Below are 24,488 nucleotides of genomic sequence, written 5' to 3' on the forward strand. Positions count from 1 at the left end.
CCCTGGTCATCGCGCCGTGCCACAGCTTTTACCGCCAAGTGAAGCCGATCAGCTGCGACCGCTCGCCGCGACAACCCTGGCGCCAGACTATGCTCTGCTCGGCTGGTTCGAGCCCGTCGCCGCTGTGTTCATCCGCAGCATCGAATGCCATATCCACTGCAGCCTCGAATGAAATAACCGTCGTAGCTTTTCAGAGCGCCTCTCGGAGTTGTTGAAAAACCCGGAAGTCAATTGCCCGTTTTACCTTTTCGGCAATGTTGAGGCGTCTGAGAATGGCTCAAACGATACCCCGTTTGGCTTCATGCAATGTCTCGCCCAGTCCGACGAGACGGGCTGCGGCCTGACCCGTCGGCATGTCAATGACCGTGATTGCGCTTGCCGCAAGGAAACGACGCTCGTTCTTGGTCAGCGTCGCTGTATCGATTGCCGCAAAATGTGGGCCATTGGAGCGCTTCATGATCTGCCGGGCATAGGTGCGCAGCATCTGATCGTTGAAGCGGCAGCCGATGAAGAAAAGACCACGGCTAGCTCGCCGTTCCTTCACCAGGTCAGGGATCGGCGTCTGGATGTCGATTTCGCTCAGCACTTCAACGTAGTCGGAATCTGCGACGAGGAAGTTTGCGGCCGGCCTGGCACCGCCGTGAGGGGCGTAGAGAACCGTCTTCGCCGCTGGTGCGGATTCGAGTAATATCCCGGACAAATCGTAGGCTTTCGTCCAAATGTCACCGATCTCGTGCGCCCGTGTTACGCCCTGTATTTCGACGACGTCCGTTCGGCGGGTCTGTATTAGAGCCGCGCGCATGGCACCGTCGTACCAGCTGTCGACGATCACGGAGAGCGGCAGCGTTGCAAGCCAGGCATGCAAGATGGTCGGCACCACCGGGGCCGCGAATATTTCGGCCATCCAAGCTTGAAGCGTCCGGCGGTGCCGGCGCTGTTCGATATACTGCGCTACCGACCACATGTTGGTGCGAATCTTCGAAGGGGCTGGCGTGCGCTTGTTGAGCGCTGCGGCAACGGCTTCGGGGGTATGCGGTACGGGCGGTCCCGCGGAGCGGATCTCAAGCAAGCCCGGGCCGAGATAGGGAATGACCTGATCGGCCGCGAGCGCTTTCTTCAAAAGGTCAAGCTGCCTTTCGGCAAAACTGTCCCGAATGACGACGAGATGGCCCGAGGTCATTGTGTTCATGCTCGTATCCCTTTGCCGCTCTCTTTGTGTCAACCCGAAGGTCAGTCCTCGCCGGAAATCTTCCTTGCCTCGACGGTAATCGGCAAAGGCGTGTCCCACGGAAGGTCGGGCAGAACTAACCGCCAGCCGTTCTTCAGCGTCACAGCCCCGCCCCATAAGTGTTCGTTGTCGACCTTGATGATCGGCTCTTCGAGATCCTTTTTGGGAATATATGCCGACAAGCCAGCACCGGTCCTGCGGATCATTACCCTCATCGGGCCGTTCCTTTGTTAAAGCCAGCACCGATTTCGGCACTGGAAGGAGTCCGGGCCGTCTCAAGGCTCATGAGTTCACGCGCACGCATGCCGACGACGGTGCCGCGATCGACCCATTCGACCGCATAGATGTAGAACTGCTGGAGAAAGGTGCCGATGTCGCGCACATAGCCCTCGTCGCCTTTGCGCACCAGATTTTCACCGATCTCCTTGCCCGGATAGGTGCCGTCATTTTTTATGTGGCGTGTGGCGCGGACCCGCTCACCCGGCATGAATCGCGGGGGTGTACGGATTTCGATGTCCTGTTCGCGTCCGAGGCTCATGGCCGTTCCTTTCTCTCGGCTGCAGCTTTCCAACAGGAGGTCTATGGTCCTGCGGAGGCGCCTCGACCGTGTCGGTAGCCGAAATGGAGGTCAGGCAGGGACGCAAGTCTTCGACACCGGACATACCGAGGCGCATTGCTGCGTTTCGAAGGTCCCCTCGCATTCGGTGCACTTTTTCGGATCGATCACGTAGATCTCGCCCTTGAACTTAATCGCGCCCGAAGGGCATTCAAACTCACAGGCACCGCACTGGGTGCATTGGGAAGCGATGATCTTAAAGGCCATTTTCAACTCCGGTTCGGTTAGAATGAGGCGGCTCAGGCCGTCGCAGCCAGTGGCTCACTCCCAAACTCGGCGGCGTAAAGCGCGCCGATCGCGGTCTCGATGTAGTCATACCCGTAAGCCTCTGTTGCTCGGATCCCACCTTCCTTGAGACGATCCTCGGGGCAATTTCCAATTCTCGCGCACAGCACGATGTCTACGCCTTCGAGCGTAGAGATGACGCCGTCGAGCCTCTTGTCCTCGGCCCGGCCGCCGAGGCAATACTGTTCGACCTTGCGATGACCGACGAAACTGATCCCTTTCGGAGAGGCCTCATAAACCTGGAATTCCTTCGCATGGCCGAAATGCTCGTTGATGCGGCCGCCACCCTTGGTCGCCACCGCTACCAGAAGCGATTTGCCGGAGCCTGCGGTCTTGACCATCCCGAGCGCCTCGCTCTTGGCCGCCAGGCGATCGCCCCGCTCGCGCGCGACCACTGCCCGATATGTCTCGCGCTTGCTGGCGTCGTACGTGACCTTGTCGGGAAGCCGGTCGAGCGTGAATTCCTGGCCACGATCCTCGCCGAGCAGGCCGACAGCATCGGCCCGGCACTGCCGGCAGTGGCGCATCAACTTGGCGCCGCCTTCGAGACGATCCTGAAGGGCCTTCAGCTCCATTGCCTTGGGGCCGCGCTGCCCACTCAGGCCGTAATGCGTACCGTGCGCCGGGTCGGAAATCAGCGGCATGACATTGTGCAGGAACGCGCCGCGCTCCTTGACCCATTTATTCACCTCGATCAGGTGCTCATCGTTTACGCCGGGGATCATTACCGAATTGATCTTGGTGAGGATGCCGCGCGCCGTCAGCATCTCCAGCCCCGACATCTGTCGTTCGTGCAGGATCGTGGCTGCCTCAACGCCGGTATAACGGCGGTTGTCATAGAAGATCCACGGATAGATCTTGGCACCGATCCGCGGGTCGACCATGTTGATGGTGATCGTCACGTGATCGACATTCATTTCGGCAAGCTCGGCGACGCGGTCTGGCAGCGCGAGCCCGTTGGTTGAGATGCACAGCTTGATGTCGGCGATTTCCTTGGCGACCCGTTGGAATGTCGCCTTTGTGTTCTTCCAGTCGTAACAGGCATCGCCCGGTCCGGCGATGCCAAGCACGGAAAGCTGCGGCACTTCGTTGGCAACCCCGATCACCTTGCGCAGCGCCTGGTCGGGCGTCAGCCTTTCCGAAACGACCCCAGGCCGGCTTTCGTTGGCGCAGTCAAATTTGCGATTGCAGTAGTTGCATTGAATATTGCAGGCTGGGGCGACCGCGACATGCATGCGCGCGAAATAGTGGTGCGCTTCCTCTGAAAAGCAGGGATGATCCTTGATCTTCTCCCAGACGGCCGAGTCCATCTCGTGCGGCTTCGCGGAGGAGCCGCAGGATGAAGATGCGCAGCCACCGGATTTCGCTCTCGCCGGCGACTGATCGAAGACTGTCGTGCGGGAAAGGCCCTGTAGCGAAATCATCGGTGCGGACATGGAGCGGCTCCGTGCGTGATGTGAACATCGCACTTCAGAGCGCAAGAGATATGCCAACCCCAAAAGCGGTCTTATCCGTCATGTTGGCTTTTACGTCGGCCTTTTGTGTCCAATTGTGTCCGTTTCCTGCGACACGGTTTTGTCAGGTCGCCGACAACGGTCAAAAGCAATGCGAAAAGTGACGTCTTGTCTCAGTTACGCCCGGTCCGGGCAGCAACCGCGCCCTCACGTTTGATGTCATCAGGGACGTTTAGAACTTCTTCACTCCGATACGATGTCGGCGCAAAGCATAGCCGACCTGCCGCGGCGTGAGACCAAGAACACGAGCCGCCTTGGCCTGAACCCAGCCGGCTTTCTCCATCGCATCAATCAGCCGGTCGCGTTCCGTCAGACGCGGGTTCATTGCAGGGCAAACGGGATGGTGGGGGTCGCAGGTCTCGCCGGGCGATGCCTCATTCTGTGAGGGGCCGACTCGCATGGCAGGCAGCGGCGATCCAACCGGCATCATATTGCCACGTGCGAACTCGTCGACGGCATAGGCGCCGTGCGAACGGTCGACTCCTTTCCACAGAAGCGAAGACAGGCACTGGCTGTTCTTGCAGGCGAAATCCGACGCAGTTATTGTCGTTGAACGCGCAAGTGTGGCCGTCCGTCTCACACAATTCTCCAACTCACGCACGTTGCCAGGGAAATAGCATTGCGACATCAGGTCAAGCGCCGACGGCGTGAAGCCAAGATCGCGATGGTTCTCCTTGTTGAATCGGTCGAGGAGAGCGTTCGCAAGGCGTGGAATATCGCCCGGTCGTTCTCTGAGGGGAGGCAGGACTATTGGCACCACATTGATGCGGTAATAAAGGTCGGCCCTGAACTCTCCATTCCGGACAGCCGTCTCGAGGTCCTTGTTGGTGGCGCATATGAGCCGCACGTCAACTTTTAGGGTCCTGGTGCCGCCCACTCGCTCCAGTTCTCCTTCCTGCAAGACGCGCAACAGCTTGGCTTGAAAGGCAGGCGAAATCTCGCCGATTTCATCAAGCAGCAGGGTTCCGCCATTTGCCAATTCGAACCGGCCAGCGCGCTGCAGGATAGCCCCGGTGAAGGCGCCCTTCTCGTGGCCAAAGAGCTCCGATTCCAAAACGCTTTCGGGCAGTGCCGCGCAGTTCAATTTGACGAAGGATTTCTCCCTCCGATGTGAAAGCTTATGGATGGCCTGTGCAAAGAACTCCTTGCCGGTACCGCTTTCGCCTCGAAGAAGCACGGTGGAATTGGTCCTGGCCACGACCGAGACGATCTCCAGCACTTGCTTGAGCGCGGGACTTTCTCCTATGATTCCGTCGATCTTGACATGCGGATGTCGGGCCGGATGGGTCCTGTCCTCGTCGAGCGACTGCTCTGGTCTCGGTTGCTTCTCGATAAGTCGCTGACCAGCCGTGCTCAAAGTGCGATGCAGGCGGATGGTCCGGCCGACCAGATTGGCGACCATGGCCAGGAAACGTAAGTCCTCCTCGTAGCGGAACCTGGTGGTACCGTTCCTGACGCGGTCGATCGACAGCGTCCCGAAGATCTTTTCCTCAGCCTTTAGCGGGACACCGATAAACGCAGTTGCGACCGTGCCGCTGCTCGATTGAGGATCAGCCTGAAATAGCTCGGACGTGCTTGTGTCTTGTATGACGATCGGCACTCCAGTAGCGACGATTTTGTCTATTACAGCCTGGGGTATGACGCTGCCGGCGGCTGACTTAGGCACAGCACCGCCGGTAGTTGCGCTAATCTGCGGCTCTCCTTCAGCATCCAGGACGACGATTGCGCCATCACGCATTTGCACAAACGAGGAGAGGATATTCGCGACATTGGCAAGCGTAATCTCCAGCCGGGTCGGGGCAGTCAGAATCTTCGATATCTCGTAGATTCCCCTGAGCAAGCTGTCCGCATTGCGCGCCGCTTCGACCGCAGGTTCAGGCGGGGTGTTCCGAGATACAATTTCACCGACCTGATCTGGAAGCATGTGAGCCATGCAAACACCTCAAGGGTTGTCCAAGGTGCTCCTCCCAACCCCTTTTTTGTAGTTCGAGTTCCAGAAACATAGTATTTTCAGCTTTTCGGGCGTTTGTGAGCAATATTGGCGGTCTTGACCGCAATTGCGAGCCTCTCGTTTCTCGCTCTTTGCGGCAGTTATCCAAACTTGAAGAGAACGCCAAAGCCGCCGCGCGGGTAATTCCATACGATCTCACCGCTGGCCTCGCACAGCACGCGACAGGTGCCGCATTCCATGCAGCCGTCGGAAGTCGTCTCCACCTGTCCCTTGTCGTTCAACTCATAGCACTTGGCCGGGCAGATGTGTGTCAGCGCGAGCAGGTTCGCGCTCGGCCTCTCGTGCGGTCGCACTTTGATATGCGGGCGGCCTGGATCGACCAGATAGCGGTTCTGATAAAGCTTCTCCTCGACACGTAACTTCGTCACGGCCATCGTCATCCTGTTTCTCCTTCAGCGCCACGCGAGTGCCAGGCGGACCACATCGCTGATCAGCCCCCAGCGCGAACGCGCCCTGATGAAGGCAGCAGTGGTCGCCTTTTCCTTCTCGATTTTTGGGGTGCCGTCGACCCGCATGAAGTTCTGCGCGGCCTGCGACATCAACTGCGGGTAAGTCATGAAGAAATTGCGGGAATTGGTGTGTATAAGGGCCGGCATGTCCTTATATTTCATCAGGTCTTTGACTACGAAGGACTTGTCCAGCATGGTCTTGTAGAGGGCGAGGTTCCTCCTGATCATCGGCTGGTTGCGGCCCTTGATCTCAATGATTGCCTCGCCCGCGATGCGGCCGGAAGTCATGGCGAGGTTCGAACCCTCGCGGTGGATAGCGTTGTTCAGTTGGGCGGCATCACCGACCGCCACCCAGCCGTCGCCGAAGAGCTGCGGAATTGCCTTGTAGCCACCTTCGGGAATGAGATGCGCGGAATACTCCTTGACTTCCGAGCCCGCGATCAGCGGCCGGATCGAAGGATGGTTTTTGAAGTTGTCGAGGAGGACGTAAGGGCTCTCCATTGTCTGGGCGAAATCGGAGACGAGGCAGCCGATGCCGAGAGAGATCGACTCCTTGTTGGTGTAGAGGAAGGCCAGTCCGGCCATGCTGCGGGAAATCGTGCCCGCCGCTTCGATCACGCAGCCTTCGTCGCCCTGGAGGCCGAACCGCTGCTCAATGACCTCATCGGGTAGAAAATGCATTTCCTTGACAGCGAGCGCCACGCTTTCTGGCTTCGGCATCTTGCGCAGGCCGGCCCGTGTACCGAGCAGCCCGTTGACACCTTCTGCGAGCACGACGACGTCCGCGTAGATCGGCCCGCCAGCCCGGTCGGTGCGCACGCCGATCACCTTGCCGCTGGCACTGCGGACAAGTTCGGTCACCGTCGTCTCGCACAGCACCGTCGCGCCGGCTTGGCGCACCTTGCGCGAAAACCACTTGTCGAATTGGGCGCGGATGATCGTGTAGCGATTGGGCTTCGCCTCGTTGAAATCGTCCGATCGATACTGCATCCCGGTGTGGGAGGTGTCGTCCATCACCCAGAATCGCTGCTCGACCAGATGCCGCTCGAGAGGCGCATCATCCCGGAAATCCGGAATGATTTGCTCCAACATGTCGGCGTACATGATGGCGCCCTGGACATTCTTGGAGCCCGGATACTCGCCGCGCTCCAACTGCAGCACCGTCAGGCCCTGGCTTGCCATGGTGTAGGCGGCCGCGTTTCCGGACATACCGGCCCCGACGACGATGGCGTCGAATTCTTGCTCGATCATGGCCCTCTCCCTTAGCTCGCAAGCTTGTCGTGGCTGTGCGGCGACAGCCGCCGGGTGAAAGCTTCCGTCAATGCCGGCAGGAAACGGATTGCGTCGGTGACGATGCCGAGATGGGCAAATTCGAAGATCGGGGCGTTCGGGTCGGTGTTGATGGCCACGATCAAATCAGCCCCCTCCACGCCAACCCGATGCTGAATGGCGCCGGAAATCCCGGCCGCTATGTAAAGCTTTGGCCGGATGGTCTTGCCAGTTTGGCCAACCTGCCGATCGGCAGGCATCCAGCCCTTCTGGACCAACGGGCGCGAACAGCCATATTCGGCGCCGATTGCCCGCGCTAGATTCTTCACAAGCTGCAAATTCTCCGCTGAGCCGAGACCGAGGCCTCCGGCAACCACGATGTCGGCGTAGGCGAGATTTGCCTTTGCCGATTGGCGATCGAGGTTGAAGCCAAGGACTTTAGTGATGATCTCTTCCTCGGTCATTGACAGCTTGTGCCGGATGACACGCCCGACCGGCTTGTCCGTCCGCGGTGGCATGGCCATAACCCTCGGTCGTACCGTGGCCATCTGCGGCCGGTAGTTGAGCGTATAGATCGTGCATAGCAAGGAACCGCCGAAAGTCGGACGGGTCGCGGCGAGCGAACCGTCGACATCTACATCGAGTTCGGTACAGTCGGCAGTGAGCCCTGTCAGCAAGGTCGTCGCTACTGAGCCAGCGAGATCCCTGCCGAGCGTGGTCGCACCGAGAAGCAGGATCTCCGGTTTGTGGGTATTGACCAGATCCGTCATCGCCTTGGTGAAAGGCTCGTTGCGATAGTCGGCAAGCAGCGGTGCCTCGACGAGGTAGACAAGGTCGGCGCCGTAAGCAAAGGCCTCGGCAACGGCATGCTGCGTGGCCTCGCACGGCGGTCCGAGCACGATCCCCGCAAGCTGGATGCCTAGCTTGTCGGCGAGCTTGCGGCCTTCGCCAAGCAGTTCGAAGGACACGGGATGGACCTCGCCGCGTTCCAGTTCGATGAAAACCCAGACGTGCCGATAGTCCCTAAAGTGCTCAGGCAATTCCCTCTTGATGCCGGCACGGCCGGCGGAAGGAGGGGCTTCGCGGTTCGCGTTCGACATCATCTCTCCTTGCCGTCCCGTCACTGGCCGCCGTCGAAGGCGAGTTCGTGTTCCAGCGCTGGCTGGCGGGTAAAGATTGCGGCGATCAGTTCGTCAGCGAGGTCGTGCTGCGTCTTGTCGGTCATGTCGATCTGCGTCGCCTTTTCCGCCTTCGTGGTTGGGGCGAAAACGCGCTTGACGACCGTCGGCGAGCCGCGCAGGCCGCATTTGTTGAGGTCCTCAATGCCAGCTTCGGCCGCGCTCCATTTCACGATCTGGCTGCGCGCGGCGCGCATGGCGTCGTCGAGCGAGCCCCTGCGGATTTCGTTGGTGCCTTCCAGCATTGTGATGAGGCAAGGCAGCCTGCTTTTCAGCATCTGCGTACCGCCTTCCGAACGGCGCTTGACGGTGATCTCGCGCGCATCGACATCGATAGAGTCGATCTTCGCCACATAGGTGAACTGCAGGAGGCCGAGGCGCTTGGCGATGCCGGGCCCGACCTGGGCGGTATCGCCGTCAATCGTCTGCTTGCCGGCGAAGACGATGTCCGGCGCGCCGAAGGTCTCGGCAATTCTCACGATTGCCCGAGAAAGCGCGAAGGAGGTCGCCAGCGTGTCGGAGCCGGCAAAACAGCGGTCGGTCAAGAGTACCGCTCGGTCGGCGCCATAGGTGAGCGCCTTGCGCAGCGCATCTTCTGCCATCGGCGGACCCATCGTAAGCACGGTGACCTCGCCGCCATGGGCGCCGCGCAATTTCAGTGCCTCTTCGAGGGCGAACAGGTCGTAAGGGTTGATGATGGTCGGCACGCCCTGGCGCATGATCGTGTTCGTCACCGGGTGGACACGTATCTGCGCGGAGTCCGGCACCTGCTTGATACAGATTACAATGTGCATTGCGTCTTTCTCGGCTCCAATCCGCAAGCGGCCCTGGCGTTCATCTCCTTCGCAGCATCATTCGTGCCAACCATTTTGCGTTGCTCTGTTCCCTTTGACATGGGTTGTTTTCTTCCGAAGGTGCCGTCGTGATGACCGAGTTTGTCGGCTTTTCGACATTGTCGCGTCGCACTCGTGTCGCGTTATTCTGTCCCGAACCGCCTCAGGATCGACTCGAACGGGACAAAGGTGTGGTCCCGAGTGGCCGGTTTGTCGGGATCGTGCTCTTTGAGCACCTTGAAGACCCGTTGGGTGAGTGGCGAAGATGTCGCGAAATCCTCATAGGCGCGTTCCAACGTCGCACGCGCCCGCGCGGCGATCACCCCGTCGGGAAGACCGGCGAAATCCTCTTCAGCGAGATATTGGCCCATGCGCTTCAGGATATGCAGCCGTGAGACATTGAGCACCTTCGGATCATAAGAGATGCCAAGGGCTGCGAAGAACTCCTCCGCAGCCGACAGGCTCTTCAGCCGGGCGAGGATGTCGGTGACATCGATGGCGCGGCTTTCAGCGAAACAACTGCGCATTGCATCCTCCTGGGCCGGAAACGGTGGTCGGGTTTGCCTTGTCGCCCAGGCCTGGAGCTGATTGAAGTCCTCTCGCCTGGCTGGCAGATGGGGAAAGCTCACGCAGCTTCTTAACGATCCCGGGCATGACCTCGAGCACGCGGTCGACGTCCTCCTCGCCGTTGTTGCGCGAAAAGGAGAAACGGATTGCCCCGTGTGCCGCGCTATTGGGGATGTTCATCGCCACCAAGACGTGGCTCGGCTCCAGCGAGCCGCAGGCGCAAGCAGAGCCGGAGGAGCAGGCGATGCCCTCGCGATTAAGGAAATGCAGTATGCCCTCACCTTCGATATCTCCAAAGGCGATGTTTGCGGTGTTCGGCAACCGCTTTAGCAAGTCGCCGGCGACGAAGGCGTGTGGGATGCGCTGGAGAAGTTCCTTCTCCAGGCGGTCGCGCAACGCCTTTACCCGTGTGTTCGCGTCGTCCATGAATTTCAAGGCAAGATCGGCTGCCACGCCGAGACCGACGATGCCTGGCGTATTCTCCGTGCCGGCGCGGCGGTTGCCCTCCTGGCCTCCCCCCTTGATCAGCGGACAGAAGCGCACGCCGCGCTTTACATAAAGTGCGCCGACCCCTTTCGGTCCGTGTAATTTGTGGCCGGAGAGAGACAGCATATCGATTGCCGTCGATTTCAAGTCGATCACAAGCTTGCCGACCGCTTGCACCGCGTCGGTATGAAAAAGGGCGCCGACTTCCTTGGCCAACTCAGCAAGCTCGACCACCGGGAAGATCGTCCCGGTCTCGTTGTTCGCCCACATGATCGAGACGATCGCCACGCGCGGGGTGAGGGCGGCCTTATAAGTGTCGAGGTCGAGCCGGCCGTGGCGATCCACCGGGATCCTATGCACCTTGATGCCGCGCGTCTTCTCAAGGTGGGCGCAAAGCGTCAGCACGGCCGAATGCTCGACTGCGGAAGTCACGATCTCTGTGCGCTCAGGCATCACCTCGAGCGCCGAGAGGATCGCGGCGTTGTCGCTTTCCGTCCCGCCCGAGGTGAAGGTGATCTCGTTCTCGAACTCCGCTCCGATCAGCGTTTGCACCCGCAGGCGCGCCTTTCTCACCGCCGCCCCGGCGGAAGCGCCAAAATCGTGGCTCGACGAAGGGTTGCCGAATTGCTCGGTAAAAAACGGCAGCATTGCTTGAACGACTTCAGGATCGACCCGTGTCGTTGCGTTGTTGTCCAGATAAACAGGTCTCATGGATGTGATCCTTCTGCTGAGCGCAATCACACAAGGCGCACGCCCGGTCTGTCATGATGATGATGATGATGGTTAGCCGAAGGAGTTGCCGCGGCCACATTCGGCCTGCGCGCTTCTTGGCGCCGGCGCGGCAACCCGCCTCGACCTTGGTGCGCCAGCGTTGCGCCGGCTCGGCCCCCGGCAAGCGCGGTCTTTAGGCCACGGCGTTTTCGGTGCGCTTGATCATGGACTGTCTCTCCTTCAGGCCGGAAGCGTTCGCGAACAGCTACGCATGGACCGTGCCAAAGAAGGGAATCATTTCAAAACAACATGATGGCTCTAACACAGCTATGTCGCATTTCCGACATCGGCGGGAATTGTTCAACGCGGAACGCCGTGGAATCGGGCGGGCGTAGATTCCGCCTCGCGTGAGGAGCAATCCTGTCGGGGCCGTTCGCCAAGGTTGCCCGCGCGACCGAGGCGTCCTGTCGGGTTTGTCGCGTGCGCGACACGGCACTGTTACGCCCCCGTTGCCCTGCTGAGATCTCGTTTGTCATTGTAGAATATGCAGAAAATGCTTCTGAGCTTCTTTCTGAGCCTTTGGCGCGGCTTTTGCGGTTCTCTCCTCGTAGGGCAGCGCGTGCCTGCGGCCGATATTCATCTCGCGGGTGACATCGCGATCGATGGAACGAAGGAAAGAAAGCAACATGTCAGGTCCAGATCAGCCACCCGCATTCCGAGCGATGTTTTCGTCCTCACGCAGACCTTCCATTTCGGGTTTCTTGAGACCGAGCGGCCTGCTTCGCTCGTACAAAGCCACGCGGCGTTTTCACATCGATCTACGCGGCGCCGCCTTTCGCGACGTTTTCGCCTTCACCATGCGCCACTGGAGCAAGCAGCCGGTCCGGCTCGCGATCATTATGATCGCGGTGCTGGTGGCAACGCTCCTTGACGTTCTGACGCCGCTCTATTCCGGACGGCTCGTAAACGCGGTCGCCCAAGGAGCGGCAGCCGACGCCGTCGTGTGGGATGCGGCTCTTGCGGCCTTTTCAATGTTGATCGCGCTCGCACTCGGCGCCGTCGTCATGCGCAACATCGCCTTCCTTGCCGTCAATGACTTCATTCTGAAGATGATGTCGGACATCGCCAGCGACGCGTTCCATCGCGTCCAGCGCTTTTCGACCGATTGGCATGCGAAAACCTTCGCCGGCTCTACGGTGCGCAAGATCACGCGCGGCATGTGGGCGTTCTGCCTCCTTAACGACACGATCCTTCTTGCCTTGTTCCCGTCGCTCATCATGCTCGTGGGGTCGAGCGTTCTGCTCGGCTGGTATTGGCCGATGATGGGGCTGATCATCGCTTGCGGCTCGGTTGGCTATGTGGCGCTGATTATTGTCCTGTCGCTCGGCTATGTGGCGCCAGCCGCAAACCTCGCCAACAACTGGGACACGAGGCTTGGCGGCTCGCTTGCGGACGCGATCAGCTGTAACGCGGTGGTCAAAGGCTTCGGCGCCGAGGTGCGGGAAGATCATCGCTTCGCGAAAGTCATCTCCAAGTGGCGGCACCGCACCCTCCGGACCTGGGTGCGCGGGACGGTCAGTGCTGCATTCCAGGGGATCATGCTTCTTGCGATGAGAGCGGCTTTGATCGGCTATGCCTTATTTTTGTGGTCGCGCGGCCAGACTACCCCAGGTGACATCGCCTTGGTGCTCGCCTCTTTCACCGTCCTATATGGCTACTTGCGTGATGTTTCCATACACGTGCGCAACATCCAGCGCTCTGTAAATGAGATGGAGGAACTGGTACAAACCTACAGCCAGCCGCCCGACGTGGCCGATGATCCGGGCGCCAAGCCGATCCGGATCACGAAGGGTCACATCGATTTTGAGAGCGTCCACTTCCACTACGGCAATCATTGGTCGCCCTTTTACAGCGACTTGTCGATTTCGATTGAGGCCGGCGCGCGGGTCGGTCTGGTCGGCCCCTCTGGCTCCGGCAAGACCACCTTCGTCAAGCTCATCCAGCGGCTTTACGACCTGGATGCTGGACGAATCTTGATCGATGGGCAGGACATTTCGCGGGTGACGCAGGGTTCGCTGCGCTCGCAGATCGCGATCGTACAGCAGGAGCCCCTCCTGTTCCACCGCTCGCTGGCCGAGAACATAGCCTATGGGCGGCCGGGTGCTTCTCGGTCCGACATTGAGCAGGCGGCGCGGCTCGCCAGCGCGCATGACTTCATTGCACGCCTGCCGAACGGCTACGGTACGCTGGTCGGCGAACGCGGCGTGAAGCTCTCAGGCGGCGAGCGCCAGCGTGTGGCGATAGCGCGCGCCTTCCTCGCCGATGCCCCGATCCTGATTCTGGACGAGGCGACATCAAGCCTCGACTCGGAATCGGAGGTGCTAATCCAGAAGGCGATGGAGCGGCTCATGGTCGGGCGCACCACGCTCGTCATTGCGCACCGGCTCTCGACGGTGCGGGCACTCGACCGGCTGCTTGTCTTCGACCGTGGTTGCATCACCGAGCAGGGCGACCATGCCGCGCTGATCCGTCGCGACGGCATCTACCGCCGCCTGTTCGAGCGGCAGGCCTTGGAACTGACAAAGGGGTGCGATGAGACCAATGTGCAACACGGTTGAACGCGGCGTGAATTCAGCTTGCCTCCCCAGCAATCCTGTCGGGCCGTTCCTGAAAAGGCGGCCGCAACCTGTCGTCGGGCTTGTCCAATTCACGACACGCCTGGTGCCGGCCTGTCTTCCTGCCGCGCTCTTGAGCAAACCCATGAATGGGATGAAGACAACTTTTTATGAGCTGCGTCCTGCGTTCCCGGCACAGCGCTTGAGGCTTCCTCCTGAGGCGGCAGCCGCCGCGCGATTATTTAGATCCTGGTTGATGCGATCAATGGAGCGAAGGAAAGCAACGCGCCGGATCCACGCGAGATCCGCCTTCTCTGGCATAGGGGCGTCGCCAAATCGACACCCTCACAATATGCGCTCACCGCCCGCGTCGACGTCGGGAACAAGATCTTGATTGTCGTCTGCGCTCAACCGCTCTTATGCCGAACTCGAAGGATACGGACCTGCGTCTCGCCGCGCGGGATTGCATAAGCTGGCTGCAGCGTCCATCGGCATCACCGGTTCGGCTTCGAGACGTTCCGGAAACCCGCCGAGGCCGGCGCGCCGGCGATGCGCTCGTGGCCTTCGAAGCGCGTCCCGACATGGCGCGGGCGTAACGACCGGCTTGCGAGGAAGGGGATCATGTCAGACCTTGCGCTGTTGCAGAAGAAGGTCCGCAAGCTGCAGTCGCGCGCGGGAGCCGCCAAGATGGAATTGCACGACCTTGCCGAGGACCTTCCGGTCAACTGGACCGAGATCAAGGCGGTCGCCTGGAAAGCCTTCGAGGTTTTTGCCGAGTTGGATGCGGCAAAGGAAGAACTCGCAGCGTTGGAGAATTCACAATGACGGGCGCTTTCGTCACCCGCGACGGCTCTCCCTGGACGCCGCACTATCTGACGGCGATCGATGGCGCGACCTGCATCGGCTGCGGCCGCTGCTTCAAGGTCTGCTCGCGCGAGGTCATGCACCTTCATGGCGTCGATGACGCAGGCGAAATCCTCGGCATCTGCGCGGGCGAGGACGACGACTTCGACGGCGAGCTCAACCGCATGGTCATGATCGTCGACCATGCCGGCCGCTGCATCGGCTGCGGCGCCTGCGGCCGCGTCTGCCCGAAGAACTGCCAGACCCACCTTGCGGCCGACAAGCTTGCTGCATGAGCTGGGGACAAGACCAGCAGAACGGCGCCACATTCGCCCATCACCGTGGCTGTTTCAGCACCAGCCAATGGCCGCCGACAGACCAGGCGGCGGCGTTCGACCGGCATGTGCTTGCCTGTGTTTTCTACCTCGCGTTCGAGGAGGTCGAGGCCGGCAAGGCGACCGCGACCGAAGCAACCGGCCTTTCGCGTGCCGACCTGCGAGATGTCATGACACGCTATTTCCCGGCTGTTCCCGTCAACGCCTTCGTGCTGGAAAAGCTGACCGATCCCGAGCCGGATATGGAGGAAGGGCTTCTGCGCGGCTTGCTTATTGGGCATGCCAGGCCAGGCAATCCGGCGAGCACCCTCTTCGCCAAGATCATCGCCAGGCGCAGTTTGCGCAATGACCATCTGTGGCAGGACCTTGGCCTTTTCAATCGGGCCGAACTCAGCCGCTTAATGGCCAGGCATTTCTCGGCGCTGGCGGCCGGCAACACCAAAAACATGAAATGGAAGAAGTATTTCTATCGTAAGCTCTGCGAGGCTGAAGGCTTTTCGCTATGCACCGCGCCCAGTTGTCAGGAATGCGGCGATTTCGAAAGCTGTTTTGGCCCGGAGGAAGGCGAAAGCCACTTGGCACGGATCAAGAACGGGCTCGCTTAAGAGCCGCTTTCGTCGCCGCCGCCGCCCGGGCTTGATTGGCATCGAAGACGCACGCGCTTTTCCCGGCGACGTCGCGCGGAGGACGGGATGTTCAGCGCCTCACGATATTTCGCAACGGTGCGGCGAGCAATGTCGATCCCGGTTTCCTTGAGCCGGGTGGCGATGTCGTCGTCGGAAAGCACTTCGTTGGGCGATTCCACGGCAACCATCGCCTTGATTTGATGGCGGACAGCTTCGGCGGAGTACGCGTCGCCGCCTTCGGAGGAGCCGATCGCGACAGTGAAAAAATACTTCAGTTCGAACACGCCGCGCGGGGTCAGCATGTACTTGTTCGACGTTACCCGGCTTACCGTCGACTGGTGCACGTTGATCGCATCCGCGACAGTCCTGAGATTGAGAGGCCGCAGGTGGGCGACCCCATGTTCAAAAAAGGCGTCCTGCTGGCGGATGATTTCAGCCGCTACCTTGAGGATCGTCTTGGCGCGCTGATCAAGGCTGCGGATTAGCCAGTTCGCGTTTTGGAGGCATTCGTTGAGAAATGACTGATCTTTCGAATTTTGAGCGCTTAGGCGGGAGACCTGGGCAAAATAGTTTTGGTTCATCAGCAGCCTGGGCAGCGTGTCTGGATTGAGTTCGATTTGCCACCCACCTCCGGGAGAGGGCTGGACCAAGACGTCGGGAATGATCGATTCAGGCCCTCCGGATTGGAATCGGTTTCCGGGCTTGGGATCGAGCGCGCGGATTTCGTGCAACATGTCGAGAAGGTCGTCTTCATCGACACCGCAATGGCGCTTCAATGTTTGAAAATCGCGTCGCGCCAGCGCTTCAAGATTGGCGACCAGCGCTGCCATTGCCGGGTCGAACCTGTCTAGCTGCCGCAATTGTATCTCAAGGCATTCGCTGAGAGTTCGCGCAAAAATACCCGGTGGATCGAACTGCTGCAAGGTTCCGAGAACCCGTTCCACAACAGCCTCCCGGACATTCAGGCTGCGGGCCAGTTCCGAAAGGTTCACCGGAAGGTATCCGGTGTCTTCCAGATGACCGGCAAGCTCGCCAGCTATTCGCCGCTCCAGCGGCGCGAATGCGCTGAGAGCGATCTGACGAGCGACATGGTCGTGCAATGTTTCGATGGACGTCCAGGAATCTTCGAACGCATGGTTTCCCCCCGGTTGGACATTGTTTTTGCCGCGGATTGATTTCCACTGCGAGGCCCGATCCGATATTCCGCCCGTGGTCGGCCCGATGCGCGGGTTCCCGGCCGAAATCGACGGAATGTCCTTCGGCGCCCGGTTTGAGGCCCGTTCCAGAAAGGGGTTCTTCTCGATTTCCTGCTCGACGAACTGATGCAGTTCGGGATGCGCCAGTTGCAACAGGCGAATGGATTCCATCATTTGCGGCGTCAAAACCAACGATTGCTTCTGACGCTGAAGCAGGCTTGCTGAGGACTCCATGGCTAGCGTGAAACTCCTACCGAGCGACCCTTCGCCTTGTGCAAGGGGATTTTCGAGACGTTGACTCGTCTAGATCATGCAGCCGTCACGGCTTTGGCGGCTCGCAGCGTTTCAAGGACGTTCTGCGGCGACGATACGCCATAGGGGTCGGCCTCGCAGTTGTCGCAGAAACCGTTCTCCTCGAAGCACTGCTCCACCACGCCATTGTTGATCACGGCAGCGTAGCGCCAGGAGCGCATGCCGAAGCCGAGATTGTCCTTGGCAACCAGCATGCCCATCTTGCGGGTGAACTCGCCCGAGCCGTCTGGGATGAGCTGGACTTTCTTCAGCCCCAGGGCCTTGCCCCAGGCATTCATGACGAAGGCATCGTTGACGGAAACGCAGTAGATCGCGTCAATTCCCACCTTCTCGAACTCGTCGTAGAGCATTTCGAAATCGGGCAACTGCAAGGTCGAGCAGGTCGGGGTGAAGGCACCGGGCAGCGAGAACAGGATGATGCGCTTGCCGCTGAAATAGTCGTCGGATGTCTTGTCTTCCCAGCGGTGCGGGTTTGGTCCCTCGATGGAATCATCGCGAACACGCGTGCGAAAGGTGACGAAAGGAACCTTTTTTTTGACGGTCATCAATGTGCTCCTGGAGGAAAACTGGTGGGCTGCTTTTTCGGTTGAAACTGACACGGCATCGACCTTGGCCGGCAATTCGGTCGAGCGCCGCGCGTTTTGCGTCGACCTTGGATCAGCCATGGCAAAACCGCTCGCGAGCACGGGCGTTCTCGATTTGTGGCGGCACGAGAACGGTTTCACTACGCGCTTGTACGGGGCGTCGCGATGTCAGCAATGGTCTTACTCCTGGCCACCTTGTGATGGGTTCTGCCGAGTACGACGCAAGCGCCGTGCCATTTGATTTTCAGGCTGGGGGTCACACTGTTTTTTGCAGCGACACTCTTTGCCTTGAGCGGCCAAGACCGTGCCTTCGCCGAGAGCGAGCGCGCCCATAATCATCTGATCGTGAGCTCTGGGCAGAGGGGATCCCGTTTATGCGTATCAAGCCGCGCCCCTCTTTGTCCGAAGCTGGACAAAAATGTCGGAAGTCGGACCGGAGGGTCGCCGGGTCGCCGGCGCGGCGAACACGTGGCTCGTATTCGAAGCGAAAATCTGGGGCTCAAACTCGGAACGAGGGACAGGAGTCGATCGGGGTTAACCTGGCGAGGGTCCCTATGGCCTCCGTTCTCAGGATTGAGACGGCTGACAGGCCCACGCGCTTCGCCCTATCGACGCTCGCGAGACCGCTTCGAAATCGACAACGGGTACAAAAAAGCCAGCACGTCCATTAGCAAGCTGGCCATGTGATCTTTCTGAACCGCGCTTGCGTGAGGCGGGCACGGTCCCAAGGTGACGGAAAAAGCCGCCTTGTGCTCTCGGAGCATTTTGAAGCTGCCGCGACCTTGCTGTCGGGTTTGTCATGTCCGGGACACGGCTTTGCTCCGCCAGGCTTGCGGCTGCGCATTCGTTCAAGCTGTTGAATGATATGTAGAAAATCTCCTGCAGGGCTCTTTCCGCGCCGTTGGCACGACTTTTGAAGCTCTCATGTGAGACGGCAGGAGATACCGACTGGCGTCCATTCGTGAGTGATATCGCGCTCAATGCAATGAAGGAGGACGACATGTCAGGTCAGCGTCAGTTCAGATTCTATCCGAAACGGGCATTGCCCGCGGAATGCAATATCGACCGGCGTGACTGGCGTCACCGTCACAACCGCCCGGCACCGGCCAATGGCCACCGATCGACCTGCAGATACGGTTCGACCAGAATGTGCTTGCTCCTGCCCTCTCGCCGGCGCTTGAGGAGACCGGCGAGCACTTCGGCGGCCAACCGGTCTTTCGCGTGCCGCGCTGCGGATATCCTCGAAGAGATGATCGACCCCGAACCGCTGTGGAGCAAGAGCTTCATTCCGGTTCGCCGTTCGAAGCTGGAAAACGCCGGGTCTCCGACGATTTCGCTCGTCGGCTCTTTGGCGGGCAGGCAGCGGTCTGGCCAAGAGGGCAACAAGCTTGCTGGATGGCCAAGATGCCATGGCGCGCGGCCTGGTTAGTGGTTAGACGGCAGGAGAAATGCAATGGCGATCAACCCGGTTCCAGATCATGTCCCGCCCGAAATGGTGAGAGACTTCAGCCTGTTCACATCGCCAGGCATGCCACCAACGCCCAACGGGGATCCACACGCAGCCGTCGCTTGCGCCCATGACGGGCCTCCGATCTTCTATTCCCCCTACAACACGCAAGATGGCCGGGGCACCTGGGTCATCACCCGCGCCGCAGACCAGCGTAAGGTGCTGCAGGACACTGAAACTTTTTCCAGCCATCGCAGCATCTTCTCCTCCATACTGGGCGAAACCTGGCCGACGATCCCGCTTGAGCTCGATCCACCGGCCCATGGCGCATTTCGCTCACTGCTCAGTCCGCTGCTTTCGCCCAAGCGGGTGACGGCACTGGAACCGGCTGTCCGTGAGCGAGCGATCGCCCTGATCGATGGGATCGCCGCATCGGGCACAAGCTGCGACGTCATGAAGGATTTTGCCTTTCCGTTCACTGTCAGCATCTTCCTTCGCTTTCTGGGGTTGCCGGATCAGGGACTCGATACATTTGTCGGCTGGGCGAAAGATCTGCTCCACGGCGACGATGTGGAACGACCTGTGGCTGCCCGCAAGATTGTGGCTTTCATCGATGAACTTGCAACCAATCGCCGCAAGGATCCGGTCGACGATCTCATGACCTTCATCGTGCAGGCACAGATCGAAGGCCGCCGGCTAACCGACGGGGAGATCCGTGGCATCGGCGTGCTTGTGTTCGTCGCGGGACTTGACACTGTCGCAGCAGCTATTGGCTTTGACCTGGCTTATCTAGCGCGCAACCTCAAGGATCAGGAACTGCTGCGCAGCGAACCGGACCGCATCCTGCTCGCAACCGAAGAGTTGCTGCGGGCCTATCCGCCCATTCAGTTGATCCGCGTGGCTACGAAAGATATCGACTTCGAAGGCGCGCCGATCCGAAAGGGAGACTATGTTTCGTGCGCCACGATGATTGCAAATCGCGACCCGGAGGAATTCGAATCCCCCAACACGGTCGATCTGGCGCGAGAGCACAACCGCCACGCCGCCTTTGGCTATGGTCCCCACCGTTGCCTTGGCTCACACCTTGCCCGGCGCGAGATTGTCATTGGCCTGGAGGAGTGGCTGGCGCGCATACCGACCTTCCGGATCAAGGAGGGTACAGCGCCCATCACCTGTGGCGGCCATGTGTTCGGGATCGAAAATCTGATCCTGGACTGGTCATGACCATCGCCGAGCCATGCCAAGACAATGGAGGCAGCGCTATGCGCATTATCGTCCACAATGCCAAATGCCAGGGTCACGCGCGATGCTGGGCGCAAGCGCCGGACATCTTCAAGCTTGATGACGATGGCTACATCCTGCCCGGTGACATTCAGGTTGCGGAGGGGGAGCAACTGCTTGCGTCACAAGGCGCGCGATCCTGCCCCGAACGTGCGCTGGAAGTCGATCGCACATCGGCAGCGCGGTTCGAACCAGCCGCCATGCAACCAAGAACTGGGGAAGCTTAGGTGGAATCGACGAGACGTGGCCCCACACCGCAAAGCAAGATGTCCGGCCGCTTCCCTGCCTACCTCCTCTCCGGCATCGAGACCTCAATGACACGCACGCGACACGTGAAGTTCGTCTCCGTTCTGGCTTCTTCAGTTGCCGATCGGTTCGACCTTGCACGCACCTAGAGGCACGAAACGCCTCTTCCAATCTCAAATTTGCGACAGAGCGATGGGCCAGGCGAAAATCACCGAACTGCGCGACCGCGAGGCGATCCGCGACTGCCTTTATCGGTACTGCCGCGGCATAGACCGCGCGGATGAGGCTGCGCTGCGCAGTGCATATTGGCCCGATGCGCATGACAATCACGGTGCCTATCGCGGCTCAGCCGAGGGCTTCTTTGAGTTTGCGCTTGGTCTCTTCAAAACCGGACCGCGCTTAATCCACCAGATCACGAACGTCTTGATCGAATTCATCGACCCGTCGGAGGCCGTGGTCGAAAGCTATTTCACCGCGCTGCAACGCGGACCAGACAATGACGGAGAAGCACGCCAGGTGCTTCTCTGCGGCCGTTACTGCGATCTTTTTCAGAAGAGGGAAGGGGCGTGGCGCATTGCCGAACGGACCGTCGTTTACGATTGGATCGAAGAGCAGACCCCACCAGCGGTCCCCGAGGCAGAACGGTTCGGCTTGCGGCAACCGATCGGAGCAGCGCATCCCAATGACCCGGTTTACGCGCTCAGGAAGCGCCGCAGCTCGTCATCAAAATGAAAATGCCATGCATGTCACCACAATGCTGTCCAAGGCTCCCAATTGCGGAGCCACGTCGCGGGAGCGGTCGCGGAACGCAACACGTCTACCCGGTATGGAAACTCGCCGTCACCAGGACGTCCGCGACCGGTCTTGCGCCTGACTCGCGTCGATATCTCTGACGCTGGCTGCGGAGAGGTTCATATGAAGCAGGCAGGACGGGTCGTCATCATAACGGGAGCGGCAGGCGGAATCGGCCGTGCGCTGGTCGAGATCGTTGCCGCCGATGGAGACATCGTCGTTGCGGTGGACCTTCCTGGCAGCGGCGTTCTTGAACTGGCCGGCGGTCTCGGCCATCCGCATCTGGGCCTCGAATGCGATGTCTCACGAGAAGAGGACATTGTCGCCCTATACGGCCGCATCGAAGCGCAGTTCGCGAAAATCGATGTTCTCGTCAACAACGCGGCGATAGGACCCGCCATGGCTGCGACCGTCGACACCGGTTTCGAGGCCTTCCGACGCGTGCTGGCAACAAATCTGATCGGGCCTTTCATCATGGCCGGCGAAGCGGCGAGGCGCATGCAGCCCGGCGCTGCCATTGTCAACGTCGCTTCGCTGGCGGGCGTGCTCGGCAATCCCAAGCGCAACGCCTATGCCAGCTCGAAGGCAGGCTTGATCGCTCTCACGAGATCGCTTGCATGCGAGTGGGCCTCGCGCGGCATCCGCGTAACGGCGGTAGCGCCAGGATACGTGCGCACGCCGATGGTGGCGGAACTGGAACGTGCGGGCAAGATGGACCTCGCGGCCGTGCGCCGCCGCGTGCCCATGGGGCGAATGGCGCGCCCCGACGAGATCGCTCGGGCCGTGCGTTTTTTGGCCAGCGCACAGACGGGCTACATCACAGGATCGGTGCTGACGGTCGACGGCGGTTGGATGTCGTTCAACCAGCCGGGCGACGCGCACCCGACGGTCGACGAGACGCCTCGAGCCGAACTCTTCCGGCCGGCCGAACGAACTGGCGCGCGCACAGTGGTCGTGACGGGCGGCGCGAACGGTATAGGCGCCGCCGTCGTTCGCCGCTTTGCCGCGAACTCCGACACAGTCGTGATTGCTGATAAAGATGGTGCTGGGGCGGCAGAACTCGCTGGTTTGCTGGGCGGCAGGCACGTGGCGAAATCCGTCGACTTGGCGGTCGAGAGCGAGGTGGTGGCCCTGTTCGAGGAAATACGGGGGCGCCTCGGTCGCATCGAGATCCTCGTCAACTGTGCTGCTATTGCCGATACGTTTGTGCGAGGGATCGAAATCCCGCGACAGATCGAGCGGGTACTGGACGTCAATCTCACCGGCACCTTCACCTGCGCGCGCGAGGCGATCAAGTCGATGGACGCCGGCGGCGTAATCCTCAATCTTGGATCGATCAATAGTTTCCTGCCCTTCGTGCCGCGCCATGCCTATGGGGCGTCCAGGGCGGGTATGAACATTCTGACCCGGTGCATGGCGGCCGAACTCGGGTCGGTCGGCATCCGAACGGCCACCGTCGCTCTTGACTATATCCGTACGCCTGACATTGCTCAGCTGGTCGAGTCCGGCTGCATCGATTCCGTAGCGATCAAACGGCGCATCCCGATGGGGCGGATGGGAGAGCCCGAAGACGTCGCCGAGGCAGTGTTCTTTCTGGCCTCGCCTGATGCCTCATACGTAAACGGCTCGACCCTCTACGTGGACGGCGGCTTGACCTCGTTGGCTGACGCGCGAAACGCCCAGCCAACCGATCAAGAAAATCCAACGGAATGTTCGCCGGCGACGGGTTGCGGTTCGTCGAAGCCGACGAGGTTCGAGGATTGAGACTGCGGCTGCATGGCACGTGCCAAGCGCGGCTTGCCAAGTGATCGTCTTCATCGGTGACGGAAAACTCGTCATCAGGGTCGAATCACTAGCCAGGTTTTGGCGCTTGCCTGCGGCCGCCGAACGATAAGCGGCTTTGCGCAAGATCGTCGACTACGTCGCCGCAGGCCGGATCGACACCGCGGCCCACCCGCAATCGGCACAAGTCGAAGGCTTGATTGGCCACTTTGTGTAAACGAGGGACACGCCATGGAATTCGCGACGTTCATCTTGGCGGCCCAGCGAGGCTATCATCAATCGTGCGACAGCGTCATCGGTAACTCCATAGAACAGGCAATCGCTTCGGAGCAGGCTGGCTTCAACACCGCTTGGTTCGCCGAGCACCACTTCAACAACTACAGCCTGGTTCCCTCGCCCTTGATGATGGTGGCGCACTGTGCTGGCCTTACGAGCACCATTCGCCTTGGCACCGGTGTGTGTGTGCTGCCGCTATATCAACCGCAGCGCCTGCTCTCCGAGATCGGCTTTGCCGATATCGTTTCGAACGGCCGCCTCGAACTCGGCGTCGGCTCGGGATACCAGCAGTTCGAGTTCGAGCGCTTCGGCGTCGATGTCGATCAGGCGCCGGCCGTGTTTGCGGAATACCTGGATATCCTTCTCAAGGGCCTTAACCAGAAGGTCTTCGAGCACAATGGCCAGTATGAGAAGATACCTTTAACGGCGATTTCGCTGCGCACCATCCAAAGGCCAGCCCCACCGATCTGGATCGCCTGCGGGTCCGCGCGAAGCATGTGCCGGGCCTATCGTGAGGGCCACAATCTTTTCGTCACGGCGTTCCACAACGGCTTGGAAAACTTGAGAACGCTGCGTGAGACCATCGAGGCAGCAGCGGCCTCGCGGGGTAAGGATGTCACCGCCGCCAAGATAGGGCTTCTGCGCTGCTGCTATGCCAGCGACGATCAGGCGGAGATCGACAGCTATCTCGACAACGCCCGCTTCCAGCGCCGACTATCTGAAGCACTTCATCAGCGCCGCCAGCAGAGCCGGGACGGCTATCTGCTGCAGGAAACACCGACGCAGCAGGATCTGTCGTTCGAGACCATGCGCCAGAACCTGCCGATCGGCAGCGTAAGTCGCGTCATCGATCGCCTGCTGGAAGAGATAAGTATCCTGAAGCCGGACCAGATCGCAATTCAGACCCAATTGGGAGATTTCGACCAAAAGACGATGCTACGCCAGATTGAGCTCTGGGGAGACAAGATCATTCCAGCGATCAACAAGTCGCTTGGTTAGGTCAAGG

The 24,488-nt window shown here is 60.2% G+C and carries 24 protein-coding genes; 9 read left to right on the forward strand and 15 right to left on the reverse strand.

What is annotated here, in order from left to right; all coding sequences use genetic code 11:
- Positions 1 to 277 precede the first annotated feature (277 nt).
- The 13 genes from J1C56_RS23330 to J1C56_RS23390 all read right to left on the reverse strand — a co-directional run bounded on the left by J1C56_RS23330 (position 278) and on the right by J1C56_RS23390 (position 11,835).
- A complete protein-coding gene (locus tag J1C56_RS23330; protein ID WP_027033170.1) occupies positions 278 to 1,189 on the reverse strand; it encodes an SIR2 family NAD-dependent protein deacylase in 912 nt (303 codons plus the stop codon).
- Positions 1,190 to 1,230: 41 nt separating this feature from the next.
- Entirely contained in the window at positions 1,231 to 1,443 is a 213-nt protein-coding gene (gene nifT / locus J1C56_RS23335) for a putative nitrogen fixation protein NifT (RefSeq protein WP_027033171.1), read from the reverse strand.
- A complete protein-coding gene (locus J1C56_RS23340; RefSeq protein ID WP_006333875.1) occupies positions 1,440 to 1,766 on the reverse strand; it encodes a nitrogen fixation protein NifZ in 327 nt (108 codons plus the stop codon). Before J1C56_RS23340 ends, nifT begins: the two co-directional genes overlap by 4 nt.
- A gap of 90 nt (positions 1,767 to 1,856) precedes the next feature.
- A complete protein-coding gene (locus J1C56_RS23345) occupies positions 1,857 to 2,051 on the reverse strand; it encodes a 4Fe-4S binding protein (RefSeq protein ID WP_027033172.1) in 195 nt (64 codons plus the stop codon).
- 32 nt (positions 2,052 to 2,083) lie between these two features.
- Complete coding sequence (gene nifB, locus J1C56_RS23350; RefSeq protein ID WP_214392430.1) at positions 2,084 to 3,565, reverse strand: nitrogenase cofactor biosynthesis protein NifB; 1,482 nt, start codon at positions 3,563 to 3,565, stop codon at positions 2,084 to 2,086.
- A 250-nt stretch (positions 3,566 to 3,815) separates the two neighbouring features.
- Positions 3,816 to 5,576 carry a nif-specific transcriptional activator NifA gene (gene nifA, locus J1C56_RS23355; RefSeq protein ID WP_214392431.1) on the reverse strand — a complete coding sequence of 587 codons (1,761 nt, stop codon included), beginning with the start codon at positions 5,574 to 5,576 and terminating at the stop codon, positions 3,816 to 3,818.
- Positions 5,577 to 5,734: 158 nt separating this feature from the next.
- The gene (locus tag J1C56_RS23360) at positions 5,735 to 6,034 is read right to left on the reverse strand and encodes a ferredoxin family protein (RefSeq protein ID WP_006333856.1); all 300 of its coding nucleotides are present in this window, start codon (positions 6,032 to 6,034) and stop codon (positions 5,735 to 5,737) included.
- Positions 6,035 to 6,046: 12 nt separating this feature from the next.
- Positions 6,047 to 7,354: an FAD-dependent oxidoreductase gene (locus tag J1C56_RS23365; protein WP_214392432.1), complete on the reverse strand. Its 1,308-nt coding sequence runs from the start codon at positions 7,352 to 7,354 to the stop codon at positions 6,047 to 6,049.
- Positions 7,355 to 7,365: 11 nt separating this feature from the next.
- A complete protein-coding gene (locus J1C56_RS23370) occupies positions 7,366 to 8,472 on the reverse strand; it encodes an electron transfer flavoprotein subunit alpha/FixB family protein (protein ID WP_214392433.1) in 1,107 nt (368 codons plus the stop codon).
- A gap of 20 nt (positions 8,473 to 8,492) precedes the next feature.
- The gene (locus J1C56_RS23375; protein ID WP_027033177.1) at positions 8,493 to 9,344 is read right to left on the reverse strand and encodes an electron transfer flavoprotein subunit beta/FixA family protein; all 852 of its coding nucleotides are present in this window, start codon (positions 9,342 to 9,344) and stop codon (positions 8,493 to 8,495) included.
- Positions 9,345 to 9,526: 182 nt separating this feature from the next.
- Positions 9,527 to 9,910: a nitrogenase stabilizing/protective protein NifW gene (gene nifW / locus J1C56_RS23380; RefSeq protein WP_006333852.1), complete on the reverse strand. Its 384-nt coding sequence runs from the start codon at positions 9,908 to 9,910 to the stop codon at positions 9,527 to 9,529.
- A complete protein-coding gene (gene nifS / locus J1C56_RS23385; protein ID WP_214392434.1) occupies positions 9,891 to 11,147 on the reverse strand; it encodes a cysteine desulfurase NifS in 1,257 nt (418 codons plus the stop codon). Before nifS ends, nifW begins: the two co-directional genes overlap by 20 nt.
- Positions 11,148 to 11,679: 532 nt before the next feature.
- Positions 11,680 to 11,835, reverse strand: coding sequence for a hypothetical protein (locus J1C56_RS23390; RefSeq protein ID WP_214392435.1), 156 nt, complete (start codon positions 11,833 to 11,835; stop codon positions 11,680 to 11,682).
- Between the two features lie 34 nt (positions 11,836 to 11,869).
- On the opposite strand from J1C56_RS23390, the gene J1C56_RS23395 reads away from it, so the two are divergent.
- The 4 genes from J1C56_RS23395 (at position 11,870) to J1C56_RS23410 (ending at position 15,545) form a co-directional block, all read left to right on the forward strand.
- The gene (locus J1C56_RS23395; RefSeq protein ID WP_246591833.1) at positions 11,870 to 13,765 is read left to right on the forward strand and encodes an ABC transporter ATP-binding protein; all 1,896 of its coding nucleotides are present in this window, start codon (positions 11,870 to 11,872) and stop codon (positions 13,763 to 13,765) included.
- Between the two features lie 618 nt (positions 13,766 to 14,383).
- Complete coding sequence (locus J1C56_RS23400; protein ID WP_214392436.1) at positions 14,384 to 14,587, forward strand: CCE_0567 family metalloprotein; 204 nt, start codon at positions 14,384 to 14,386, stop codon at positions 14,585 to 14,587.
- Entirely contained in the window at positions 14,584 to 14,901 is a 318-nt protein-coding gene (gene fdxB / locus J1C56_RS23405; RefSeq protein ID WP_006333844.1) for a ferredoxin III, nif-specific, read from the forward strand. The genes J1C56_RS23400 and fdxB overlap by 4 nt, the downstream gene beginning before the upstream one ends.
- Positions 14,898 to 15,545 carry a nitrogen fixation protein NifQ gene (locus J1C56_RS23410; protein ID WP_214392437.1) on the forward strand — a complete coding sequence of 216 codons (648 nt, stop codon included), beginning with the start codon at positions 14,898 to 14,900 and terminating at the stop codon, positions 15,543 to 15,545. The genes fdxB and J1C56_RS23410 overlap by 4 nt, the downstream gene beginning before the upstream one ends.
- On the opposite strand, the gene rpoN is transcribed toward J1C56_RS23410, so the two are convergent.
- Both rpoN and J1C56_RS23420 read right to left on the reverse strand, forming a co-directional pair.
- Entirely contained in the window at positions 15,542 to 16,996 is a 1,455-nt protein-coding gene (rpoN, locus tag J1C56_RS23415) for an RNA polymerase factor sigma-54 (protein WP_097574892.1), read from the reverse strand. The genes J1C56_RS23410 and rpoN overlap by 4 nt on opposite strands.
- Before the next feature lie 74 nt (positions 16,997 to 17,070).
- Positions 17,071 to 17,619: a peroxiredoxin gene (locus J1C56_RS23420; protein WP_214392438.1), complete on the reverse strand. Its 549-nt coding sequence runs from the start codon at positions 17,617 to 17,619 to the stop codon at positions 17,071 to 17,073.
- Between the two features lie 1,492 nt (positions 17,620 to 19,111).
- Here J1C56_RS23420 and J1C56_RS23425 point away from each other — a divergent pair.
- From J1C56_RS23425 to J1C56_RS23445, 5 genes are all read left to right on the forward strand, one after another.
- On the forward strand, positions 19,112 to 20,329 hold the full coding sequence (locus J1C56_RS23425; protein ID WP_214392439.1) for a cytochrome P450: 1,218 nt from the start codon (positions 19,112 to 19,114) through the stop codon (positions 20,327 to 20,329).
- 38 nt (positions 20,330 to 20,367) lie between these two features.
- Positions 20,368 to 20,613, forward strand: coding sequence for a ferredoxin (locus J1C56_RS23430; RefSeq protein ID WP_027056547.1), 246 nt, complete (start codon positions 20,368 to 20,370; stop codon positions 20,611 to 20,613).
- A gap of 211 nt (positions 20,614 to 20,824) precedes the next feature.
- Entirely contained in the window at positions 20,825 to 21,364 is a 540-nt protein-coding gene (locus J1C56_RS23435) for a nuclear transport factor 2 family protein (RefSeq protein WP_006333835.1), read from the forward strand.
- 183 nt (positions 21,365 to 21,547) lie between these two features.
- On the forward strand, positions 21,548 to 23,188 hold the full coding sequence (locus J1C56_RS23440) for an SDR family oxidoreductase (RefSeq protein WP_214392440.1): 1,641 nt from the start codon (positions 21,548 to 21,550) through the stop codon (positions 23,186 to 23,188).
- Between the two features lie 249 nt (positions 23,189 to 23,437).
- On the forward strand, positions 23,438 to 24,481 hold the full coding sequence (locus tag J1C56_RS23445; RefSeq protein ID WP_214392441.1) for an LLM class flavin-dependent oxidoreductase: 1,044 nt from the start codon (positions 23,438 to 23,440) through the stop codon (positions 24,479 to 24,481).
- Positions 24,482 to 24,488 lie beyond the last annotated feature (7 nt).

The sequence above is a fragment of the Aminobacter anthyllidis genome (assembly GCF_018555685.1).
GTDB classification, from domain to species: Bacteria; Pseudomonadota; Alphaproteobacteria; order Rhizobiales; family Rhizobiaceae; genus Aminobacter; species Aminobacter anthyllidis.

Excerpts from the sequence above, each read along its gene's own strand:
- J1C56_RS23425 (WP_214392439.1), top strand. The coding sequence starts at position 19,112 with ATGGCGATCAACCCGGTTCCAGATCATGTCCCGCCCGAAATGGTGAGA.
- J1C56_RS23445 (WP_214392441.1), top strand. The coding sequence starts at position 23,438 with ATGGAATTCGCGACGTTCATCTTGGCGGCCCAGCGAGGCTATCATCAA.
- nifA (WP_214392431.1), bottom strand. The coding sequence starts at position 5,576 with ATGGCTCACATGCTTCCAGATCAGGTCGGTGAAATTGTATCTCGGAAC.
- nifB (WP_214392430.1), bottom strand. The coding sequence starts at position 3,565 with ATGTCCGCACCGATGATTTCGCTACAGGGCCTTTCCCGCACGACAGTC.
- J1C56_RS23365 (WP_214392432.1), bottom strand. The coding sequence starts at position 7,354 with ATGATCGAGCAAGAATTCGACGCCATCGTCGTCGGGGCCGGTATGTCC.
- J1C56_RS23360 (WP_006333856.1), bottom strand. The coding sequence starts at position 6,034 with ATGACGATGGCCGTGACGAAGTTACGTGTCGAGGAGAAGCTTTATCAG.
- J1C56_RS23390 (WP_214392435.1), bottom strand. The coding sequence starts at position 11,835 with ATGTTGCTTTCTTTCCTTCGTTCCATCGATCGCGATGTCACCCGCGAG.
- J1C56_RS23375 (WP_027033177.1), bottom strand. The coding sequence starts at position 9,344 with ATGCACATTGTAATCTGTATCAAGCAGGTGCCGGACTCCGCGCAGATA.
- J1C56_RS23330 (WP_027033170.1), bottom strand. The coding sequence starts at position 1,189 with ATGAACACAATGACCTCGGGCCATCTCGTCGTCATTCGGGACAGTTTT.
- rpoN (WP_097574892.1), bottom strand. The coding sequence starts at position 16,996 with ATGGAGTCCTCAGCAAGCCTGCTTCAGCGTCAGAAGCAATCGTTGGTT.
- J1C56_RS23395 (WP_246591833.1), top strand. The coding sequence starts at position 11,870 with ATGTTTTCGTCCTCACGCAGACCTTCCATTTCGGGTTTCTTGAGACCG.
- J1C56_RS23420 (WP_214392438.1), bottom strand. The coding sequence starts at position 17,619 with ATGACCGTCAAAAAAAAGGTTCCTTTCGTCACCTTTCGCACGCGTGTT.
- J1C56_RS23440 (WP_214392440.1), top strand. The coding sequence starts at position 21,548 with ATGAAGCAGGCAGGACGGGTCGTCATCATAACGGGAGCGGCAGGCGGA.
- nifW (WP_006333852.1), bottom strand. The coding sequence starts at position 9,910 with ATGCGCAGTTGTTTCGCTGAAAGCCGCGCCATCGATGTCACCGACATC.
- J1C56_RS23340 (WP_006333875.1), bottom strand. The coding sequence starts at position 1,766 with ATGAGCCTCGGACGCGAACAGGACATCGAAATCCGTACACCCCCGCGA.
- J1C56_RS23400 (WP_214392436.1), top strand. The coding sequence starts at position 14,384 with ATGTCAGACCTTGCGCTGTTGCAGAAGAAGGTCCGCAAGCTGCAGTCG.
- fdxB (WP_006333844.1), top strand. The coding sequence starts at position 14,584 with ATGACGGGCGCTTTCGTCACCCGCGACGGCTCTCCCTGGACGCCGCAC.
- J1C56_RS23410 (WP_214392437.1), top strand. The coding sequence starts at position 14,898 with ATGAGCTGGGGACAAGACCAGCAGAACGGCGCCACATTCGCCCATCAC.
- nifT (WP_027033171.1), bottom strand. The coding sequence starts at position 1,443 with ATGAGGGTAATGATCCGCAGGACCGGTGCTGGCTTGTCGGCATATATT.
- J1C56_RS23370 (WP_214392433.1), bottom strand. The coding sequence starts at position 8,472 with ATGTCGAACGCGAACCGCGAAGCCCCTCCTTCCGCCGGCCGTGCCGGC.
- J1C56_RS23435 (WP_006333835.1), top strand. The coding sequence starts at position 20,825 with ATGGGCCAGGCGAAAATCACCGAACTGCGCGACCGCGAGGCGATCCGC.
- nifS (WP_214392434.1), bottom strand. The coding sequence starts at position 11,147 with ATGAGACCTGTTTATCTGGACAACAACGCAACGACACGGGTCGATCCT.
- J1C56_RS23430 (WP_027056547.1), top strand. The coding sequence starts at position 20,368 with ATGCGCATTATCGTCCACAATGCCAAATGCCAGGGTCACGCGCGATGC.
- J1C56_RS23345 (WP_027033172.1), bottom strand. The coding sequence starts at position 2,051 with ATGGCCTTTAAGATCATCGCTTCCCAATGCACCCAGTGCGGTGCCTGT.